This window comes from Microbacterium rhizomatis (assembly GCF_008710745.1).
Classification (GTDB): Bacteria; Actinomycetota; Actinomycetes; order Actinomycetales; family Microbacteriaceae; genus Microbacterium; species Microbacterium rhizomatis.
Window position 1 is genome coordinate 1,484,123 of the sequence record NZ_VYSA01000001.1, and the last position, 19,105, is coordinate 1,503,227.

The 19,105-nt window shown below is 69.0% G+C and carries 18 protein-coding genes; 8 read left to right on the top strand and 10 right to left on the bottom strand.

From position 1 onward, the window contains the following. The first annotated feature begins 27 nt into the window (after positions 1–27). The 3 genes from F6B43_RS07000 to F6B43_RS07010 are packed head-to-tail and all read left to right on the top strand — an operon-like array spanning position 28 to position 2,268. Positions 28–444, top strand: coding sequence for a YrdB family protein (locus F6B43_RS07000; RefSeq protein WP_150448095.1), 417 nt, complete (start codon positions 28–30; stop codon positions 442–444). Between the two features lie 40 nt (positions 445–484). Then, the gene (locus tag F6B43_RS07005; RefSeq protein WP_150448485.1) at positions 485–1,852 is read left to right on the top strand and encodes an FAD-binding oxidoreductase; all 1,368 of its coding nucleotides are present in this window, start codon (positions 485–487) and stop codon (positions 1,850–1,852) included. Then, positions 1,849–2,268, top strand: a complete 420-nt coding sequence (locus tag F6B43_RS07010; protein WP_150448096.1) for an NUDIX hydrolase — start codon at positions 1,849–1,851, stop codon at positions 2,266–2,268. Before F6B43_RS07005 ends, F6B43_RS07010 begins: the two co-directional genes overlap by 4 nt. Here F6B43_RS07010 and F6B43_RS07015 read toward each other — a convergent pair. Next, positions 2,252–2,500 carry a nickel-binding protein gene (locus F6B43_RS07015; RefSeq protein ID WP_150448097.1) on the bottom strand — a complete coding sequence of 83 codons (249 nt, stop codon included), beginning with the start codon at positions 2,498–2,500 and terminating at the stop codon, positions 2,252–2,254. The two genes, F6B43_RS07010 and F6B43_RS07015, sit on opposite strands and share 17 nt — an antisense overlap. A gap of 122 nt (positions 2,501–2,622) precedes the next feature. Here F6B43_RS07015 and F6B43_RS07020 point away from each other — a divergent pair, with 122 nt between their 5' ends. Continuing rightward, positions 2,623–5,499 carry an ATP-binding protein gene (locus F6B43_RS07020; RefSeq protein ID WP_150448098.1) on the top strand — a complete coding sequence of 959 codons (2,877 nt, stop codon included), beginning with the start codon at positions 2,623–2,625 and terminating at the stop codon, positions 5,497–5,499. A 19-nt stretch (positions 5,500–5,518) separates the two neighbouring features. Here the strand turns inward: F6B43_RS07020 and F6B43_RS07025 are convergent, their stop codons facing one another. The 8 genes from F6B43_RS07025 to F6B43_RS07060 form a co-directional block, all read right to left on the bottom strand. Continuing rightward, positions 5,519–5,914: a PPOX class F420-dependent oxidoreductase gene (locus F6B43_RS07025; RefSeq protein WP_150448099.1), complete on the bottom strand. Its 396-nt coding sequence runs from the start codon at positions 5,912–5,914 to the stop codon at positions 5,519–5,521. 44 nt (positions 5,915–5,958) lie between these two features. Then, on the bottom strand, positions 5,959–6,738 hold the full coding sequence (locus tag F6B43_RS07030; protein WP_150448100.1) for a glucosamine-6-phosphate deaminase: 780 nt from the start codon (positions 6,736–6,738) through the stop codon (positions 5,959–5,961). Then, a complete protein-coding gene (locus F6B43_RS07035) occupies positions 6,731–7,657 on the bottom strand; it encodes an ROK family protein (RefSeq protein WP_150448101.1) in 927 nt (308 codons plus the stop codon). The genes F6B43_RS07030 and F6B43_RS07035 overlap by 8 nt, the downstream gene beginning before the upstream one ends. A 43-nt stretch (positions 7,658–7,700) precedes the next feature. Beyond that, on the bottom strand, positions 7,701–8,666 hold the full coding sequence (locus F6B43_RS07040) for a carbohydrate ABC transporter permease (protein ID WP_150448102.1): 966 nt from the start codon (positions 8,664–8,666) through the stop codon (positions 7,701–7,703). Next, entirely contained in the window at positions 8,663–9,658 is a 996-nt protein-coding gene (locus F6B43_RS07045) for a carbohydrate ABC transporter permease (RefSeq protein ID WP_150448103.1), read from the bottom strand. The genes F6B43_RS07040 and F6B43_RS07045 overlap by 4 nt, the downstream gene beginning before the upstream one ends. A gap of 107 nt (positions 9,659–9,765) precedes the next feature. Beyond that, positions 9,766–11,031 carry a type 2 periplasmic-binding domain-containing protein gene (locus F6B43_RS07050; RefSeq protein ID WP_150448104.1) on the bottom strand — a complete coding sequence of 422 codons (1,266 nt, stop codon included), beginning with the start codon at positions 11,029–11,031 and terminating at the stop codon, positions 9,766–9,768. 103 nt (positions 11,032–11,134) lie between these two features. Further along, positions 11,135–12,349, bottom strand: coding sequence for an ROK family transcriptional regulator (locus F6B43_RS07055; RefSeq protein WP_150448105.1), 1,215 nt, complete (start codon positions 12,347–12,349; stop codon positions 11,135–11,137). A 191-nt stretch (positions 12,350–12,540) separates the two neighbouring features. Beyond that, entirely contained in the window at positions 12,541–12,795 is a 255-nt protein-coding gene (locus F6B43_RS07060) for a hypothetical protein (RefSeq protein WP_150448106.1), read from the bottom strand. A gap of 535 nt (positions 12,796–13,330) precedes the next feature. Between F6B43_RS07060 and F6B43_RS19555 the strand changes: the two genes are divergently transcribed. The 4 genes from F6B43_RS19555 (at position 13,331) to F6B43_RS07080 (ending at position 16,438) form a co-directional block, all read left to right on the top strand. Next, positions 13,331–13,966: a DUF1700 domain-containing protein gene (locus tag F6B43_RS19555; protein ID WP_170285582.1), complete on the top strand. Its 636-nt coding sequence runs from the start codon at positions 13,331–13,333 to the stop codon at positions 13,964–13,966. A 63-nt stretch (positions 13,967–14,029) separates the two neighbouring features. Then, positions 14,030–14,212: a hypothetical protein gene (locus F6B43_RS07070; RefSeq protein WP_150448108.1), complete on the top strand. Its 183-nt coding sequence runs from the start codon at positions 14,030–14,032 to the stop codon at positions 14,210–14,212. A 60-nt stretch (positions 14,213–14,272) separates the two neighbouring features. After that, positions 14,273–14,710 carry a hypothetical protein gene (locus tag F6B43_RS07075; protein ID WP_150448109.1) on the top strand — a complete coding sequence of 146 codons (438 nt, stop codon included), beginning with the start codon at positions 14,273–14,275 and terminating at the stop codon, positions 14,708–14,710. 108 nt (positions 14,711–14,818) lie between these two features. Then, complete coding sequence (locus tag F6B43_RS07080) at positions 14,819–16,438, top strand: L,D-transpeptidase family protein (protein ID WP_150448110.1); 1,620 nt, start codon at positions 14,819–14,821, stop codon at positions 16,436–16,438. 367 nt (positions 16,439–16,805) lie between these two features. Here F6B43_RS07080 and F6B43_RS07085 read toward each other — a convergent pair whose 3' ends face one another. Continuing rightward, positions 16,806–19,025, bottom strand: a complete 2,220-nt coding sequence (locus F6B43_RS07085; protein ID WP_150448111.1) for an NADP-dependent isocitrate dehydrogenase — start codon at positions 19,023–19,025, stop codon at positions 16,806–16,808. Positions 19,026–19,105 lie beyond the last annotated feature (80 nt).

A 19,105-nucleotide genomic window follows, 5' to 3' on the forward strand; every position in this document is an offset into this window, starting at 1 on the left:
CGCGTCGCGCCGCCGTAAACTGAAGCCATGTCCGACACGCCGAGCGTCCAGCCATCGCGGCCAGCCGAGCCGGCCGCTCAGCCGGGCACCGGGCAGGCGCCCGGAACACGGCCCGCCCTGTCGGCACTCGACATCCTCGCGTTCCTCTGCGAGCTGTTCGCGTTCGCGACCCTCGCCTTCTGGGGGTTCGCGGCCTGGCCCTTCCCGTGGAACATCGCTGCCGGGATCGGCGCGCCCGTCGTGGCGATCCTGCTGTGGGCACTGTTCGTCTCACCGCGCGCGGTGCTCGCGGTGCATCCGTTCGTCCGGGCCATCGTCGAACTGTTCGTGTACCTGTCGGCCACGATCGCGTGGTGGAGCATCGGTCAGACGTGGGTGGGCCTGGGTTTCGCGATCGTCGCGGTGACCGTCGGGGTCCTCTCGGGCCGGCGGCGCTTCACGTGACGCGACGCCTGCCGAACCGGCGGCTCACGTGACCACCCGCATGTCGCGCCCGGAGGTCGTCGCCCGGCTGCTCGCCGCGCTCGGCGACCGGGTCGACACGACCGAGAGCGCTCTGGAGCGCGCCCGGGCTGACAAATCGGGTCATGCAGCGACCGGCCGGCCGATCGCGGTCGTCAGAGCGCGCAGCGTCGAAGACGTGCAGGCGACGCTGCGTATCGCGACGGCTACCGCAACACCCGTGGTCACGCGCGGCGCAGGTACGGGCCTTGCAGGCGGCGCGAACGCGGGCGACGGCGAGATCGTGCTGTCGGTGCGGGCCATGGACCGGATGCTGGAGGTCCGCCCCGACGATCTGCTCGCCGTCGTCGAACCGGGCATCCTCAACGCCGACCTGAACCGCGCCCTCCAGTCGCACGGACTGTGGTGGGCACCGGATCCCGCCAGCCGCGAGATCTCGACCGTCGGGGGCAACATCGCCACCGGCGCCGGCGGCCTCCTCTGCGCCAAGTACGGCGTCGTCCGCGACGCCGTACTGGGCCTGGACCTCGTCCTCGCCGACGGTCGGCTGCTGCACCTGGGTCACCGGAGCGTCAAGGGCGTGACGGGACTGGATCTCACCTCGCTCGTGATCGGGTCGGAGGGAACCCTCGGGGTGATTGTCGGCGCGACGCTGAAGCTCCGCCGGCTCGTGCCCGGCGAGGTGCGCACTCTCGCCGCGACGTTCCCCGACGTGAGGGCGGCAGCCGCGGCATCCGCCGCCGTCACCGCCGCAGGGCTGCAGCCGGCGATCATGGAGCTCATGGATGCGGCATCGCTCGCCGCCGTGCACGCGCTGCTGCGGCTGCCGGGACCGACGCCGGGTGCCGCTCAGCTCACCGTTCAGACTGACGGACCCGCCGCCGAGGGCGAGGCGAACGCGATCGGTGCCGTCCTCCGTACCGCCGGAGGCACCGTGTCGATCGCGCGCGACGCCGCCGACGGCGAGCAGCTGCTCGCGATCCGCCGCGCGATGCACCCGGCGATGGAGAGTCTGGGCACGACCCTCATCGAAGACGTGTCGGTGCCCCGCAGCGCGCTGCCGGCGATGTTCGACGAGATCGATCGCATCGAGCGCGCCTACGGCATCGCTATCCCCACCGTGGCGCACGCCGGCGACGGAAACCTGCACCCGAACTTCGTGTTCGAGGGGCCCGAGGTTCCGCCGCGCATCTGGGACGCGGCCGATGACCTCTTCCGCGCCGCACTGAGGCTCGGCGGAACGCTCACCGGCGAGCACGGCATCGGAGTGCTCAAGAGGCGCTGGCTCGCGGACGAGCTCGGCGACGACCAGTGGCAACTCCAACGCGACATCACGAGGGTGTTCGATCCCGCAGGCATCCTCAACCCGGGAAAGGTCTTCGCCTCGTGAGCCCACCCGTCATCCGGGTGAGCGCAGCCCTCATCACCGATAGCGCGGGCCGTGTGCTCTTCGTACGCAAGCGCGGAACGACCGTGTTCATGCAGCCCGGCGGCAAACCCGAACCGGGCGAGGGCGCCGCCGAGGCACTCGTGCGGGAGCTCGAGGAAGAGCTCGGTCTCGTGGTGCCGGTCGGCGAACTGAGACTGCTCGGGACGTTCGAAGCGGATGCGGCGAACGAGCCGGGCCACCGAGTGGTCGCCGACTCGTTCGCACTCGTCGCCGAAGCGGGGCGGGTGTCGGCGCGAGCCGAGATCGAGGAGGTCAGGTGGATCACTCAGGCCGAGGCATCCTCCTTCCCGCTCGCCCCGCTCAGCGTCGACATCCTGCTCCCGCTCGCGTGGCCGGGCCTCAGACCTGTGCCGTGAGCTCGTGCACTTCGGTGACGGGGATGCCGCTCTTCTCGTGCACGCGCATGATGGCCTCTTTCGAGGGCGCGGTCGACAGGCAGAACGCCTGACCGGAATCGGCGTCGAGCCACGCCCGCTCGAAATGCACCCCCTCAGCGCCCTCGTTGTCGAGGTCGCGCGCGTGCGCCGCCTCGAGTTCCTCCTGCGTGACGCCGTGGAGGCCGTAGTGAACATCGATGAACTGTGCCATGGGACACCCGCCTTTCTGTCTATGGAACCGAGTGTGCCGACCACACCGGACGGCTCGCATCGGTCACTCGACCGATCAAGCCGATCGGTCGACGCACGCCGTTCGCGCAATAGAATCCGGGCATGGTGCGACGGGGCACGCGCGAGAGGGTCAGCCCGCTTCTCGTCGGGCGCGACGAGGTCATCGCACTCGCTCGCCGCAGGTGGGAGAGTGCGATCGAGGGGGCCGGGCATCTTCTGCTGCTGGCCGGCGAGGCAGGCATCGGAAAGACCCGGGTGCTGCGGGACTTCGGCGAGTCGATCGGGCCGTCCGCATCGATGGAGCGCACCACCTCGATCGAGCGCACCACCTCGATGGAGTCGGCCACGATCATCGACGCGGGGGTGTTTCCGCACGACGCGGAGGCGGCCGGGGCAGTCGTGCTGTCGATCGCAGACGGTCTCAGGCGTTCGGGCAGGAAAGACGTCGCCCGCGCACTTCGCGACCGGCTGCTCGCCCCGGACCCGGGTGGCGATGCCGCGCGCCGCCGCCGCCTGATGGCCGGAGATCTGGCCGACCTGATCCTCACGACGCTGTCCGCCGCACCGACCCTGCTGCGGATCGAAGACCTTCACTGGGCGGACGATCTCAGTCTCGAGGTCCTCGAACGGATCGCCGCCCAACTCCCCGGCCATCCCACGATGATCATGGCGACCTACCGGACGGACGAGATCTCTCGCGGTACGCATCTGGGATCGTGGCGGGCTCGACTCCTCGACCGGCGCGCCGCGGAGGAGGTCGTGCTCAGGCGGCTGAGCGCCGAGCAGATCGCACAGGTGGTCGAGGCGATCACCGGCGAGGTCCCGTCGGCGGAGTTCGTCGCATCCCTGAGACGCCGGAGCGACGGCATCCCGCTCCACATCGAAGAGCTCCTCGCCGTCGACTCGCCGACGGCGATTGCCGGCCGAGTACCCGAGGCGGTTCCCGACACCGTTGCCGAGGCGGTGATCACGCGGGCTTCGGCCTTCGAGCCCGCCGTGCGCGAGGTGCTGGCGGCATCGGCGGTGATCGGCCGATCGTTCGACATCGATCTGCTCGCCGCGGTCGTTGACTCACCGGCCGACGAACTCGACGCCGCGGTGCGCGCGCTCGTCGACGGGCACCTGCTCACCGCGCTCGACGAACCGGGGACGTTCGGATTCCGTCATGCCCTGATCTGCGATGCGGTCTATTCCACCGTTCCGCCCCTCCGGAAGCGCGCGCTGCATTCGGCCGTCGCCCATGCCGCCGACGAGGCCGAGATGTCGGATGCGTTCATCTCGGAGCACTTCGAGCGTGCCAGAGACGCGAGCGGCGCCTACACCCACGCCCTTGCGGGCGCGGTGACAGCCGTCCGGGTGTCCGCGCACCGCGAAGCGGCGGAGCTGTTCCGGCGCGCGCAGCGCATGGCTCCTCACGGCATCGCCGATATCGATCGCGCGGGACTGCACCGTGCGCTGGCGGCCGAACTCGCGGCGATCGACGACAACGAGGGGGCGGCGGCGGATCTGGAGACGGCGATCGCGCTCTACCGCTCTCTCGGCGACGAGCTTGCCGCCGCCGAGCTGGTGCCCGATCTCATGGCCGCCCGGCATCTGCTCGGCTGGCCGCTGGAGCAACGGAGCCGACTCGCCCTCGACGCACTGGACGCCATCGCGCAGATCGATCCCCGGGAGACGGAGTGCGTGCGATCGGAGCTGTTCGGTGCATTGGCGGCGGCCCACATGCTCGACCGCCGTCTCGACGACGCCATCGAATACGGCAGGCTCTCCACCGAGCTCAACGACGGCACCTTCTCGCACATCGAGCAGACCGTCGGGTCGGTTCTGGTGTTCGCCGGAGATCCAGACGGATGGGCGCGCCTGGAGAGATCCATCCTCTCGTCGGCTGCCGAGGGGCGGGAGGCGCAGGCCGCACGGGGATACCGGATGATCGGCTCTTCGGCGTCGATGCTCGTCGAGTACGCCAGAGCCGACAGATGGATCGCCGAGGGGCTGGAGTACACCGCCCGAACCGAGCGATGGAACGACCACCACTACCTGGCCTCGCACCTGGCACATGTGCGCTGGGCCCAGGGTGAATGGACCGAGGCCGAGGCGATCGCGCGGCGAGCGCTGGCCGACGGCCGGGGCATCACCACCCGGATCACGGCGCTCACGGTGCTCGGGTACGTCGCCGTCGGGAGGGACGACCCCCTCGCCGACGAGCGCCTCCGAGCCGCTCTCGCCCTCGCTGAGCCCATGGACGAGCTGCAGCGGGTGCTTCCCGTGCTGTGGGGTCTGGCCGAGCGTAGGCTCCGCACCGACGATCCGGAGGCCGCGGTCGAACTGTGCGAGCAGGCTCTCGCGCGCGCCGAAGCGGTCCAGGATGCTGCGTACCTGTTCCCCTTCGTCGTGACCGGCACGCGCGCGCACCTGGCCTTGCGGGAACGCGATCTCGCACGAGAATGGCTGGAGCGCTGCGCGCGCCTCATCACCCTGCGGGGGATTCCCGGGACCCTCCCCGCGCTCACGCACGCGGCGGGACTCATCGCGCTGGCCGAAGGACGGACCGGCGACGCGCGCGGTCTGCTCGAGGATGCCGAACGTGAGTGGACGCAGTGGGGGCGATTCTGGGAGGGGACCGTGGCAGCGATCGATCTGGCGATGTGCGCGCTCAGGTCACGTCGACCACGCGATGCCGCCCGCCTCGTTGCGGAGGCGCGCGAGCGCGCGCGCGCGGCGACCGCCCTCGCGCTGATCGCACAGGCCGACGGCGTGGGCTCGGGCGCGGACCTCGGCCCGCTGAGCGCGCGCGAGAGCGAGGTGGCCGAGCTCATCGCATCCGGCATGACCAATCGCGAGATCGCCGAAGCGCTCGTCATCGCACCGAAGACGGTCTCGGCGCACGTCGAGCACATCCTGGCCAAGCTCGGCGCCGCCCGGCGTGCCGAGATCGCGGGCTGGGTCGCCCGCACCCGCCCGGGCGACGCCCCGCGCTGACGCGGCCACGTCGCGCCGGTCAGACGCCGACGGCGCTGACCTTCTCGGCCTCGATCGTGAGGATCACGCGCACCTGATCGCGGCCTCCGTACCAGGGGTACGGGCCGCCGTTGTACTTGTGCGAGAGCGCATCGATGTGCTCCGCGCCGCCCTCCTCGGTGATGCCGATCACGCGACCGCGCACCTGGAAGTACCCGCCCGGCCGGGCGGGGTCGCTGATCGTGAGCGCCACCCGGGGGTCGCGGCGGAGGTTCCGCACCTTGAGGTGCGTGTCGACGCTGTTGACCACGACGTGCTCGCCATCGGTGTCGACCCACACCTGGGTGAGCTGGGGCGAGCCGTCGCGCATCAGCGTGGCGATGTAGCAGATGGCCGGGGAGCGCAGCAGCGCGAGCAGGTTCTCGGGAAGAGTCACGTGCTCGACCCTATGCCCGTGCACGGCACGTGGCCGCCCACCGGTTAAAGCCCCTGCCACTCCGGCTTGTTCGCGAACGTGTACCGGTAGTAGTCCGCGAATCGCAGCGCGCGGGCGGCGGCCTCGTCGACGATGACCGTCGCGTGCGGGTGCAGCTGGATCGCCGACCCGGGGAGCGACGCCGTCACCGGACCCTCGACCGCCCCGGCGACCGCATCGGCCTTGCCCTCGCCGAACGCGAGGAGGACGAGGTGGCGGGCGCGCAGGATCGTGCCGAGCCCCTGGGTGATGCAGTGCCGTGGCACCTGATCGACCGTGTCGAAGAACCGGGCGTTGTCGTCGCGGGTCTGCTCGGTGAGGGTCTTCACCCGGGTGAGGGACGCGAACGACGAACCGGGCTCATTGAACCCGATATGCCCGTCGGTGCCGATGCCGAGGATCTGCAGGTCGACGCCCCCCGCGTCGTGCAGCGCCCGCTCATAGTCGTCGCCGGCGTGCTCGATTCCCTCGAGCGACCCGTCGGGCACGCGCACGCGCGCCGGGTCGAGACCCAGCGGCTCGATGACTTCGCGCGCGATCACGTTGCGATACGACTCGGGATGCCCGGGGTCGATGCCGACGTATTCGTCCAGCGCGAATCCGCGCACGCGTGAGACGTCGATCCCGGCGAGCCGTGGCGCGAGAGCGCGGTACACCGGCAGCGGGGTCGACCCCGTCGCCAGGCCCAGCACCGCGTCGGGCGTGCGCGAGATCAGCCGCACGATCTCGTCGGCGACGAGCGCACCGGCGTCATCGGCGGAGGAGACGATGACCACTTCAGCCACGGGCGAGCGCCTCCTCGGGTTCTCGGCTGTCGCCGATCAGGGCCGCGCCCAGCGCGGCGGCGGGCGAGCCCGCCGGCAGCAGGGCGACTCTCTCCTCGAGCCCCAGCGAGCGCATGAACGGCGAGGCCGCCGCGCTGGCACCGAGCTCCGCACTGACGTCGGCCATGAGGCGAGCGCCGAGTGCCGTGATGCCCCCGCCGAGGACGACCGTGTCGACGTCGGCAGTGAGCACGAGGATCCGCACCGCCGCCGCCACGCCGCGGGCGAGCCCGTGGCGCAGATCGCGGGCGAGCGCGTCACCGGCGTCGGCGGCGTCGAACACGTCGCGGACGGGGAGCGCCCCCGGGCGCGACCAGCGCTCGGCGATCGCACCGCCGCCGGCGAGCGCCTCGATGCAGCCGCGCTGGCCGCAGCGGCAGAGCGGACCGTGCGGGTCGACCGAGATGTGGCCGACCTCGCCCGCGGTGCCGCGCGGCCCTCGGCGCAGCGCGCCGTCGAGCACGATCCCCGCAGCCACGCCGGTGCCGAGGTTGAGGTAGGCCATCGAACCGGTCGCGCCGAGCAGGGCGTACGCGCCGATCGCCGCGGCCTTCACATCGTTCTCGACGTGGACGGGAACCCCGAGCGCGGGGGCGACGGCCGCTGCCAGGTCGAGTTCGTCGACGCCGAGGTTCACCGCGTGCACGACGCGTCCCGTGCCCGACACGACCTGGCCGGGCGTGCCGATCCCGACGGAGGCGATCGCGCCGTCCGGCAGCGCGAGTTCGCGTCGGAGCGAGGCGACCGCGTCGATGACGGTCTGGATGACGGCATCCGGACCCCATCCGGTGGCGAGGCGCACGCGCCCCGCGATCGCGCCGCCCGGCGCGACAGCGACCGCGTCGGTCTTGGTTCCGCCGACATCCAGCCCGATCTTCATCGGCCGACCTCCCCGCGGAGGGCGGCTGCTGCACACACGTCCATCAGCCCTTGACCGCTCCCGCGACCAGACCGCCCGACATGCGGCCCTGCACGATCAGGAAGAAGATCACCACGGGGATCGAGATGAGGGTGGATGCCGCCATCACCGCTCCCCAGTTCGTCGCCTCGGTCGCCGACTGGAACGAGTTCAGCCAGGTCGGCAGTGTCAGGTTATAGCCCTTCATGAGGAGCAGCGCCATGACGAACTCGTTCCAGCACTGGATGAACGCGAAGACACCCGTGGCGACGAGCCCCGGCGCCAGGAGCGGGAACGTGACGCGCCAGAACGCCTGCGACTTGGTGCATCCATCGATCATGGCGGCTTCTTCCAGCTCCGCCGGCACGCCGGCGACGAAGCCGCGCAGCGTCCAGATCGTGAACGGGATGACGGCCGCGAGGTAGACGATCCCGAGGCCCATCAGGGTGTTCATGAGGCGCCAGTCGTCGATCATCCCGTAGATCGTGAACATCATCGCCTCGCCGGGGATCATCTGGATGATCAGCACCGAGACGATGAACCCGCGCCTGCCGCGGAAGTGGAAGCGCGCGACGGCGACCGACGCGAGGAACGCGAGGACGAGGGTCACGATCAGCACACCGACGGTCACGATCGTCGACGTCAGCAGCGCATGAGGGAAGTCGGTCTGGCCGGGGGCGGCCTCACGCGTCCATGCGGTGATGTAGTTGGCGAACGTGAAGTCCAGCGGCACGAGGCTGGGGTTGCGGCTGATGATGCTCTGGCCCCGGGTGAACGACATGTTCACCATCCAGTAGACGGGGAACACGGAGCAGATGAAGACGACGAACGCCGCGATGTTCAGCGCCGTGCGGGAGAGGATCCGTCGGGATGACGGGCGTCGGGCTTCGAGCGAGCGCTTCTGCGGAGTGCGGGGGACGCCGCCGTCCTCGAGGATCTCGTCGACGCCGACGGTGCCGAGCTGGGCGCTCACGCCTACCTGGGTGCTCACAGCTCCTCCTCCTTCAGGGTGGTGCGCACGTAGCCCCATGACATCGCGAGCAGGAGCACGACCATGACGACGCCGATGGCGCTCGTGATGCCGAACTCACCCGGACCCTGCCGGAACAGGTACGTCCCGAGCACATTCGTCTCCGAGACCAGTCCGCCGCGACTCTGCAGCGCATACACCTGGGTGAAGATCCGGAGGTTCCAGATCACCTGCAGCACGACGATCACGGTCAGGACGCTCCGCAGGTACGGGAAGACGATCAGACGGAATCGCGCGAAGCCGGTCGCGCCGTCCAGTGACGCAGCCTCCAGCACCTCGCCCGGGACCTGGCCGAGCGCGGCGAACGTGGTGAAGGCGACGAACGGCACGCCCTGCCACACGACGATGATCGTGAGGACCATGAAGAACGACCACGGGTTCAGCAGCCACGAGTGGTTGGTCCAGTCGGACGTGCCGGTGATCGTGTTGAGCGCCCAGTTGACCACGCCGTACTGGGTGTCGAAGATCCAGCCCCACACCGTCGTGGCCGCGAGGGCCGGCATGGCCCACGCCAGGAGCAGCCCGACCGACACGGTGATGCGCCATGCGCGCGACAGGCGCGTCATCAGCACGGCGACGAGTACCCCGAACAGCACGATCAGCACCGTCATGGCGACCATGAGACCCAGGCTGCGCACGAGCACGATCGGGAAGTCGGACTGCGTGAAGACCTCGATGTAGTTGTCGAGACCGACGAAGTTGCCGAGGGTGCCCTGCACCTTGTTCTTGATCGAGTAGTCGCTGAAGGACTGGACCACCATGAGGACGGCGGGGTAGCCGACCATGACGGCGAGGATGATCACGGACGGCGCGAGCAGCGTCCATGCACCCCGAGCATCGCGGCGCCCGCGCGACTTCTCCCTCGCGGTGGGGCGGTGCCGTGGCGGCTTCGTGGATGACGGTGGCTTCGCGGAAGACGCGCGCGGCGGGGCGGCGAGAACGGCCTCGGTCATGGCGCCTCCTTTCTGTAACGCGTTGTCGAAAGGATCGGGCCTTTCCGGAGGGTGGGCAAGGGGTTCCGAGAGGCCGGAACCCCTTGCCCGGCGAGCTGACTCGCCGACTACTTGTTGAGGATGCCCTCGATCTGGGTGTCGAGCTCGGTGGCGATCGCCTTCACATCGCCGCCCTGCGCGATCTTCACGAGCGCGTCCTTGATGACGCCCGACGACTCGACCTGCGCCCAGTTGGGGCTCGCCGGCACGGCCTTAGACCCGGCAGCTGCCTTCGCGGCCTCAGCGGTGATCTGGTCCTGCGGCAGGTACTTCGCGAACGTCGTCAGTGCGGGGATCAGGCCGTTCTCGGCGAGGATCTTCTGGTAGCCCTCCGAGAGCATGATCTCCAGAGCCGACTTCGCCATGTCCTTCGCGTCGCTCTTGGTGGCGACGGCGACGTTCGACCCACCCGCGAAGACCGGGGCGACCGATCCTGCGGTGGTGCCGGGCAGCGCGAACGCGGCGAGGTCCTTGCCGTAGGTGTCGGGGCATCCGGGCGCCTTCGCGTCGGCCGCGGCGAGGATCGACCACTTCACCCACGCGGGGGCCGAGAGGAAGCCGACTTCACCCGCGCAGAACGGCACCTGCGGGTCGGTCTCGTCGCTGTCGGCGGGCGCCACGTTCGCGTTGAGGTAGACATCCTGCAGCTGCGTCAGGCCCTTGAGGCTGTCGGCGCTGGAGAACTGAGCATCCCATTTGCCGCCGTCCTGCACGGCGATCTCGCCGCCGTTGGCCCACACGTAGGGAAGCGCGTTGTACCAGTCCTTGCCGGGCGCGTAGATGCCCGACTTGGTGTCGGTCTTGCCCGCCTTGCCGTCGGCGACGTACTGGTCGAGCGTCGTCGGCACGGTGCCGCCGAACGTGGAGGGCGAGTAGAAGACGACGCGCGAGCCGGCGTAGTACGGGGCGGCGTAGAGCTTTCCGCCGTCCGAGCCGAGGTCGACGAAGCTCTGCAGCAGGTCGGAGCCGCCGAGCGTCGACTGGATGTCGGAGATGTCCTCGAAGAGGCCCTGCGCGATGAAGCCCTGCGCCTGAGTGTTGCCGACCTCGACGACGTCGGGCGCATCGTTGGACGACAGCGCGGCGACGTAGTTGTCGCTCGTGTCCGCCCAGGTCTTCTCCTCGATGTTGAGGGTCCAGCCACTGTGCTCGGACTCGAAGGTGGTCTTGAGGTAGTCGCGCGCGTCCTGCGGGGTGTCCGTGCCGACGAGCCAGACCGTCAGGGTGCCGGTGGCTGCCGCGCTGGACGACGAGCCGCCCGCGCCGCCCGCGCAGCCGGCGAGCGCCACAGCCGACGCGCCGAGGATGGCGAGGGCTCCGAGCTTCTTGTTCATGGTGACTTCCTTGTTCTTCCTGATGTGATGACGGGCCGGGTGGCCTATCCGGGGGGGATTACCTTGGGGGGATTGCTCCGGGCGAACCCGGAACTGCGGGGTTCTACGAGACGCCGAGCTGTCCCGAGAGGATCATGACGGCCGCGCCGCGCAGGACGATGTCCTGGCCTTGCCCCGTCATCCGCACTCGCACGCCGTCGTGGAACTCGGCGAGCGTCCGGGTGCGCAGCGTCTCGACGGTCGCCTCGCTGAGGGGTCCGTCGAGAAGTTCGGTGGGGCCGGAGAGGATGATCTCCGACAGATCCAGGGCCCCCACGACGGGGGCGAGGGCGATGCCGAGCCGCTCCCCCGCGTCGCGCAGGATTCCGTCGCGCGCGGCCGAGTCGGATGCCCCGGCCAGCCGCGCCGTCAGCTTCGGCACCGCGAGCCAGGCCTCGAGGCAGCCGACCTTGCCGCACACGCAGACCGGGCCGCCATCGGTTCCGACCGTCACGTGGCCGATCTCACCCGCGGCGAAGCGACTGCCGCGCATGGGCTGACCCGACGCGAGCAGGCCGGAGCCCACACCGCGGCCGACCTTGACGAGCAGGATGTCTTCGTCGGCGCCGCCGAAGGTGTATTCGGCGAGGACGGCGGCGTTCGCGTCGTTCGCGACGAGTACAGGCAGGCCGAGCGCTTCGTGCAGCGCGCCCTCCAGGTCGAAGTCCACCCACCCGAAGCCGGGCGCGGCGAGGATCACGCCTCGGTCGTTCACCACACCGGGCGTGCCCACGCCCACTCCGAGCACGGGCGCGTGCGACTCGGCGACCAGCTCTCGGGCGAGGGCGACGACGGTGCCCACCACGTCGTCCGTGGGGAGCGGCACTTCGCGTCGGACGACGATGTCGCCGTCGAGCGTGAGCACCGCGCCGATGAACGAGTCGCTGCCCGACAGGTCGATGCCGACGATCCGGTGCCCCGCACGGTCGAGGTCGACGAGCATGGCGGGTTTGCCGGGGCCGGATGCCTCACGCACGCCCATCTCTGCGACGAATCCGTCGGAGATGAGTTCGCCCACCAGATCGGAGATCGTGACACGGGTCAGGCCCGTCTCGCGGGCGAGGTCGGCGCGGCTCATGGCGCCCTGGTGGAAGAGCAGCTGCAGCACGAGGGAACGGTTGTGGCCTCTGGCGTGCTCGGGGAGGACCTTGCCGCCGTGGCGGAGGGCACGGCTGGGGACGACGGAACGCGCGGCCGAAAGCGTGCTGCTCAGGGGTGCGCCGACGCTCGGGCGCGGGTCGAGGGTGGATGAGCCGCGGTGCGTTTCCGACGTGGACATGTTTGTTAGTAGACCTTACGAACAAACACCGCGCAAGACATGACGGCAATTTGAACGGCGCGTTTACAAACTTGTTACATACCACCGTCCCGGAGCGCGGTCCGCCGGCAACCGACCCGGGCACCGAGCCGTAGACAGCGAGCGGATTCTGCCGCTACCGCACTTACGTGCCTCCGATCCATCCCGGACGATCAGGTCCCGGCGCTCCCCCGTGCCATCGTCTGTCGCGACAATGCGCGCCGCAGGAGCAAGGCGCCCAGTCCGATGGCTGCTCCGGCGATCAGGCACGCCTGTGCCCAAAAGAGGATGGCGGTGAAGGTGGCGGAACCCCGCTCGAGGCCGACCACCGCATACACGGTCATGGCGGCCCCGGCAACAACCAGCGCCGCAGTGAGGCAGATCGCTGTGAGACTCACCGCCTTCAGCCGGCGACGTGAAGTGCTCACAGTCCGGATTCCCTTCCTGCCCATCTCGCCTGACGGAGCTCGAGCGAGAGCGCCACATGGAGCGTTACTACAACCCTGGCGATCCAATGACTATTTAGCATGGCCCCATCCCCTACTGCCCCCAGCAAAACGGTGTCCCGTGTAGAGCGTGTTCCCGTAGATCCCGTTCCCCCAGCAAGCGCACACCCCGAATGCCCCAGCCCCAATGCTGAGCGCAGCAGCTGCGATCCCAGTGCTGTCGGACGCGCGCTTGGGCTTGATAGGACGGGAGTCCACACGACGCTGGGGCGGCCTCGGACTCCCCTGCGCTAGGTGTCGGGGCGAGGATCAAAACGAAACAGGCGCCTCGTACCATCACCTCTACTACGCGATCACCACAGCATCGCCGATGAAGTTGATCACTCGACACCCATTGGCGGCAAAATGTTCTTTTAAAGTTTTAGTATATGTAACTGGCGTGATCATTGCACCTCGTGTGGCGGCACCAGCCCCTCCATCACCGCGCGAGGGAAATGCATCCGGACGGGAAGCGCTGGTGGCCGACCGACAGGCTCGGAGCGAGTTCACGGCGATAGCCGATGGCTGCATCGAGGAAGGGTGGAGCGTGCGTACTGAGGGGAACATGATGCCGGAGGGATGCCTTCAACGGTTAAAGCGGGCGATGGCTGGCGCGGATCCGACGCTGCGCGATGAGGTACTCGCTGGCGGTCGAGAAAGCCTCCACGGATTGGACGACGCGGACGTGCCCGGCCGGATCCGTCGCCTCGGATCCCCGGAGGATCTCGCGCGGCAAGCTCTCCCTGACGCCCCGGCGGCTTCGGCCGCCCGGCGCGGCCGGCTCATGACTACCGTGCTCGCTGTCGCGCTCAGCGCGTTGGTGTTCCCGCTGGTATGGCTGGCCAGTGTGGTCCTGCTCTGGCGGAACCAGCTGTGGACACGCTCACAGAAGTGGGCCGGGACGATCCTGGGCATAGGTGTAGGGGCCATCGCCGGTGCCGTCAGTGCCGCACTCCTCGCGGGAACACTCGGCGTTGCGGCAGGGCACCCGCTCGTCGTGTGGAACAGCATCGGAATTTCTCTCCTCGCGATGACCATCGCCAGCGTCATCATGGCAATCCACCTCGCCCGGGCAGCACGGGCAACCTCGGGAGTAGCCGCGTTGCGGCGGTAACCTCACTCGGTAGAGAGAACACAGAGCATGATCAATTCGTCACGAACTGCTGTGATAATCGTCGTGGTCACTGCATCGATCTCGGCCGCGATCGGCGCCATCGTCGTCGTGGCTCAATCGGTGCAGGGAAAGCCGACCCCGGCTCTCGGAGGGGCTTTCGTCGTGATCGGCGTCGCGATCCTGACGGTCGCGGTCGTCCTCAACGCGCGGGTCCGTAGACGCGGCAATCAGCGAGTCCGCCGCTAGGGCATCGGGCCTCGAGGCAGCGGAGCCCGGCTTAGGCTGGAAGAGACGAGGGGACTCTCCATGCGCCGCACCATCGCCGTACTGACCATCGCCGCCGCCGCCGTTCTCGGGCTCAGCGCCTGCTCGGATTCCCGCCCGTCCCCCGCGGCTTCGGCGGCCGCAGGCACGAGCACGCAGACCGCCGCGGAGGCGTGCACGCTCGTGCAGCAGGCGATCACCGACGCCACCACACAGCTCGAGTCGGCGACGTCATCCGATCCGGCGGCGATCGTCGACTCGATGACATCCGCATCGCAGAAACTCGCCGCCGCCGCTCCGTCGATCACGAACGATCAGGTCGCACCCCTGGTCCCCGCGCTGCAGGACATGTTCACGAAGGTCTCGGACGTCATGGGTGCTGTCGCGAAAGGCGACGTGAGCAAAGCCGGCGACCTGAGCCAGCTGAGCACCCAGTTCGACGAGACCAGCGCGAAGTTCCAGGCCGTCTGCGGCAGTTGAGGGGCGATCCCCGGTTCTGCTCCCCCACCGTGATGGGAACGTTGTGACTTCGAATCTGCGCGTCCCGTACCATAAGGAGCGCGTATACGCATTTCCGGGGGTGATGGCGTGACCGATCTGGCCACAAGGCCGGGCGCTGACTCAGCGTCCGACGACGGCGTGCCCACGGCATCCGTCACGGCGACGATCGCCGACGACGCGGTCGTCGGCGATGCCGCTGTCGACACTACCCCTGCGACCCCGAGCGGGGTCAACACCACTGCCATCGACAATGCCGCAGCAGCCGAGCCCGCGTACGCATGGGCTCCCGCCGAGCCCGCGCGCAAGAAGAAGCGCCTGGGCCTGTGGATCGGCATCCCGGCGGGCGTCGCCCTTGTAGCGCTCGTCGCCGCGTCGCTCACCCTCATCGCCCCCGGCACGACCGTCGGCGGCGTCGCCGTCGGCGGGATGACGGCCGGCGGTGCGGCAGACGCCCTCCAGCAGCGGCTGGACAACACCACGATCGTGCTCACCGGCGATGGTGTCGAGGCCACCGTGACCGCCGGCCAGCTCGGGGCTTCGGTCGCCCGATCCTCCACCAGCACGGGCGTAGAGATCGGTGCCCCCGAACTCGGTGCGAGGATCGACGCCAAAGCGCTTGCGGATGCGGCGTTCGCGCAGCATCCCGCCTGGAATCCCACCGCCTGGTTCTCTTCCCCCGCCACGACTGCGGTCACTCTGAACGCGGATTCCGCCACCGCGGCCCTCCGCAAAGCCGCGCCCCGCCTCTACAAGGATCCCGTGGACGCCGCCGTCGCGTTCGACGCGGGTTCCGCCGCGTACGTCGTAACGCCGGCCGTCGAGGGCCAGGGCGTGGACATCGCGGCCGTACAGGCAGCCGTCACGGACGCATTCAACACGGGACGGACCCGTGTCGAGGTCGCCGCCCAGGCGGCACCGATCGAGGCGAAGACCACGACGACCGCGGCCCAGAGTGCGGCCGACAAGCTCAACAACATCCTGAACACCGCCGGCTTCTACGTCGGGACCGAACGCACCGTCCCGGTCGACAAGGCGACCGTGGCGTCGTGGATCACTCTCTCCACCGGCGCGGACGGTGCGGTCACATACGACGTGAATCAGGCGGCGATCCAGACCGCCGTCGACGCACTCCCCGCGGCGGTCAATCGCGCCCCCGTGAACGCCACCGTGATCACCGACTCCGAAGGCGGCGTGCTGCAAGAGGAGTCCGCCGGCGTCACCGGACGTGCCCTGGGCGCGACGGACAACGTCGCCGCCGCGTTCGCGACCCAGCTGAAGACCGGCAACGCCGTCTACGAGCTGCCCGTCACCGAGACCGCGTTCACCACGACGAACCTCGCTCGCCGCATCGAGGTCAACCTCAGCGAGCAGCGCGCCACGCTCTTCGAGAACGAGCAGGTCGTGCAGTCCTGGCTGATCTCGTCCGGTCGCGACGGCTACAACACGGCGACCGGCCACTTCCGCGTCTTCGCGAAGCTCGACTACCAGAACATGGGCAACCCCGACCTGACGAAGGCGCCGAACTACTACACGCCCGACGTGCCGAATGTCATGTACTACAACGGCGACGAGGCTTTGCACGGCGCGTACTGGCACAACAACTTCGGCAACCAGATGAGCCACGGCTGCGTCAACATGCCGCTGAGCGCGGCGGCTTACACGTTCGATTGGGCTCCGATGGGCACCGAGGTCTGGGTCCACTACTGAGCACGACGCGCGACGTCGTCATCGCCGGCGGGGGCCCCACCGGCATGATGCTGTGCGGCCGAGCTGCGGTGACCGAGTCGTGGTGACCGAGTCGTGAGCGTACCGAGATCCGTGGGGAGCGCGAGTCGGTGACCGCACGCGCGGGCTGCTCTGCACACCTTCGGTGATCCGCGCGTTATCGGAGCTTCGCCGCGCGGAATGTCCGAAGAACTGCGGTTCTCCGAAGTTGTGTCAGCGCCAGCGAGAGTACCGAGATCCGCTGAACCGACGTCGCACGTACGTCCGGAGATCTCGATCCGGCGCTGGCGCGCCTCCCCGATCACTGCCACGGGGCGGGCGCGCCGGCGCGTTCGCCGACCTCGTGAGCTCAGTGCACCGCGTCGATGATCGTGTTGAACGTCGCCGACGGGCGCATCACGGCCTCGACGAGCTGCTCGTCCGGGCGGTAGTAGCCGCCGATGTCGACCGGCGAGCCCTGCACCGCCAGCAGTTCGCCGACGATCTGCTCCTCGCGCGCAGCCAGGTCGGCCGCAAGCGGGCCGAACACGGCCGCCAGCTCGGCATCGGCATCCTGCGCTGCCAGCTCCTGCGCCCAGTAGAGCGCGAGATAGAAGTGGCTGCCCCGGTTGTCGATCGTGCCGAGCGCGCGGCCGGGCGACTTGTCGTTCTCGAGGAACGTGCCGGTCGCCGCATCCAGTGTGTCGGCGAGGATCTGCGCCTTCGCGTTGCCCGTGAAGGTCGCGAGGTGCTCGAGCGAAGCCGCAAGCGCGAAGAACTCACCCAGCGAGTCCCATCGCAGGTAGTTCTCTTCGAGCAGCTGCTGCACGTGCTTGGGGGCGGAGCCGCCCGCGCCGGTCTCGAACAGTCCGCCGCCCGCGAGAAGGGGGACGATCGAGAGCATCTTGGCGCTCGTGCCGACCTCGAGGATCGGGAAGAGGTCGGTGAGATAGTCGCGCAACACGTTGCCCGTGACCGAGATCGTGTCGAGCCCGTGGCGCATGCGCGCGAGCGTGTAGCGCGTCGCCTCTTCGGGGGCGAGGATCGTGATCTGCACGCCCTTCGTGTCGAGCGTCGCGAGCGCCTGGTGCACTTTGGCGATCAGCTGCGCGTCGTGCGCGCGGTTCAGGTCGAGCCAGAACACCGCGGGCGAACCGGTGGCACGCGCGCGACCGACGGCCAGACGCACCCAGTCGATGACGGCGATGTGCTTGGTCTGCGTCGCACGCCAGATGTCTCCCGCGCCGACCTCGTGCTCGATGAGCACTTCGCCGGAGCTGTCGACGACCTGCACGCGGCCGGGGCTCTCGATCTCGAACGTCTTGTCGTGGCTTCCGTACTCTTCTGCCGCCTGCGCCATGAGCCCCACGTTCGGGACGGTGCCGATCGTCGCGGGGTCGAGCGGCCCATTCGCGATCACGTCGTCGATCACGGCCTGGTAGACGCCCGCGTAGGACGAGTCGGGGATGACGGCGAGCGTGTCGTCTTCGCCCCCGTCCACGCCCCAGAGCTTTCCGCCGTTGCGCACGAGGGCGGGCATCGAGGCATCCACGATCACGTCCGACGGTACGTGCAGGTTCGTGATGCCCTTGTCGGAGTTGGTGTAGGAGAGGCGCGCACCGCTCTTGATATCTGCGGCGAAGGCCGCCTCGATCTCGGCGCCGCCGTCGACAGCAGCCAGCCCCGACAGGATCGAGCCGAGCCCGTTGTTGGGCGTGAGCCCGGCTTCGGCGATCTTGGTGCCGTACTTGTCGAACACGTCGGCGAAGTAGGTCTTGACGACGTGGCCGAAGATGATCGGATCGCTGACCTTCATCATCGTGGCCTTGAGGTGCACGGAGTAGAGCACGTCGAGCTTCTTGGCCTCGTCGAGCGTCTCGGCGAGGAAGGCGTCGAGCGCGGCGGCCGAGAGGAACGTCGCGTCGATGATCTCGCGCGGCAGCACCTTGAGGCTCTCTTTCAGAACGGTGACGGTGCCGTCCTCGCCGACGTGCTGGATCGTGAGCACATCGTCGTGCGCGGCCACCCACGACTTCTCGTTGTGCTTGAAGTCGTCATGGCCCATGGTCGCGACGCGGGTCTTGGACCCCGTGGCGAACGGCTTGTTGCGGTGCGGATGCTTGCGGGCATAGTTCTTCACCGCCAGCGGCGCGCGGCGGTCGCTGTTGCCCTCGCGCAGCACCGGGTTGACCGCTGAGCCCTTGATGCGGTCGTAGCGGGCGCGGACGTCCTTCTCCTCCAGCGACTGCGCGTCGTCGGGATAGCTCGGGATGTCGTAGCCGGCCGCCTGCAGTTCGGCGATGGCCGCCTTCAGCTGCGGGATCGACGCCGAGATGTTGGGGAGCTTGATGATGTTCGCCTCGGGCAGCGTCGCCAGGCCGCCGAGCTCGGCGAGCGCATCGCCGACCTGCTGCTCGGGCGTGAGCCGCTGCGGGAATGCCGCGAGGATACGGCCGCCCAGCGAGATGTCGCGGGTCTCGACATCCACTCCCGCCCGGCTCGTGACAGCACGAACGATGGGGAGGAACGACGCGGTCGCGAGCGCCGGAGCCTCATCGGTGTGGGTGTAGAAGATCGTCGATTCAGTCACCGGTGGTGTCTCCGTTCGGGTCGTGATTCCAGCCTATCGCAAGGACGAAAGTATCTTGATATCGAGATATCTCCGCCGCA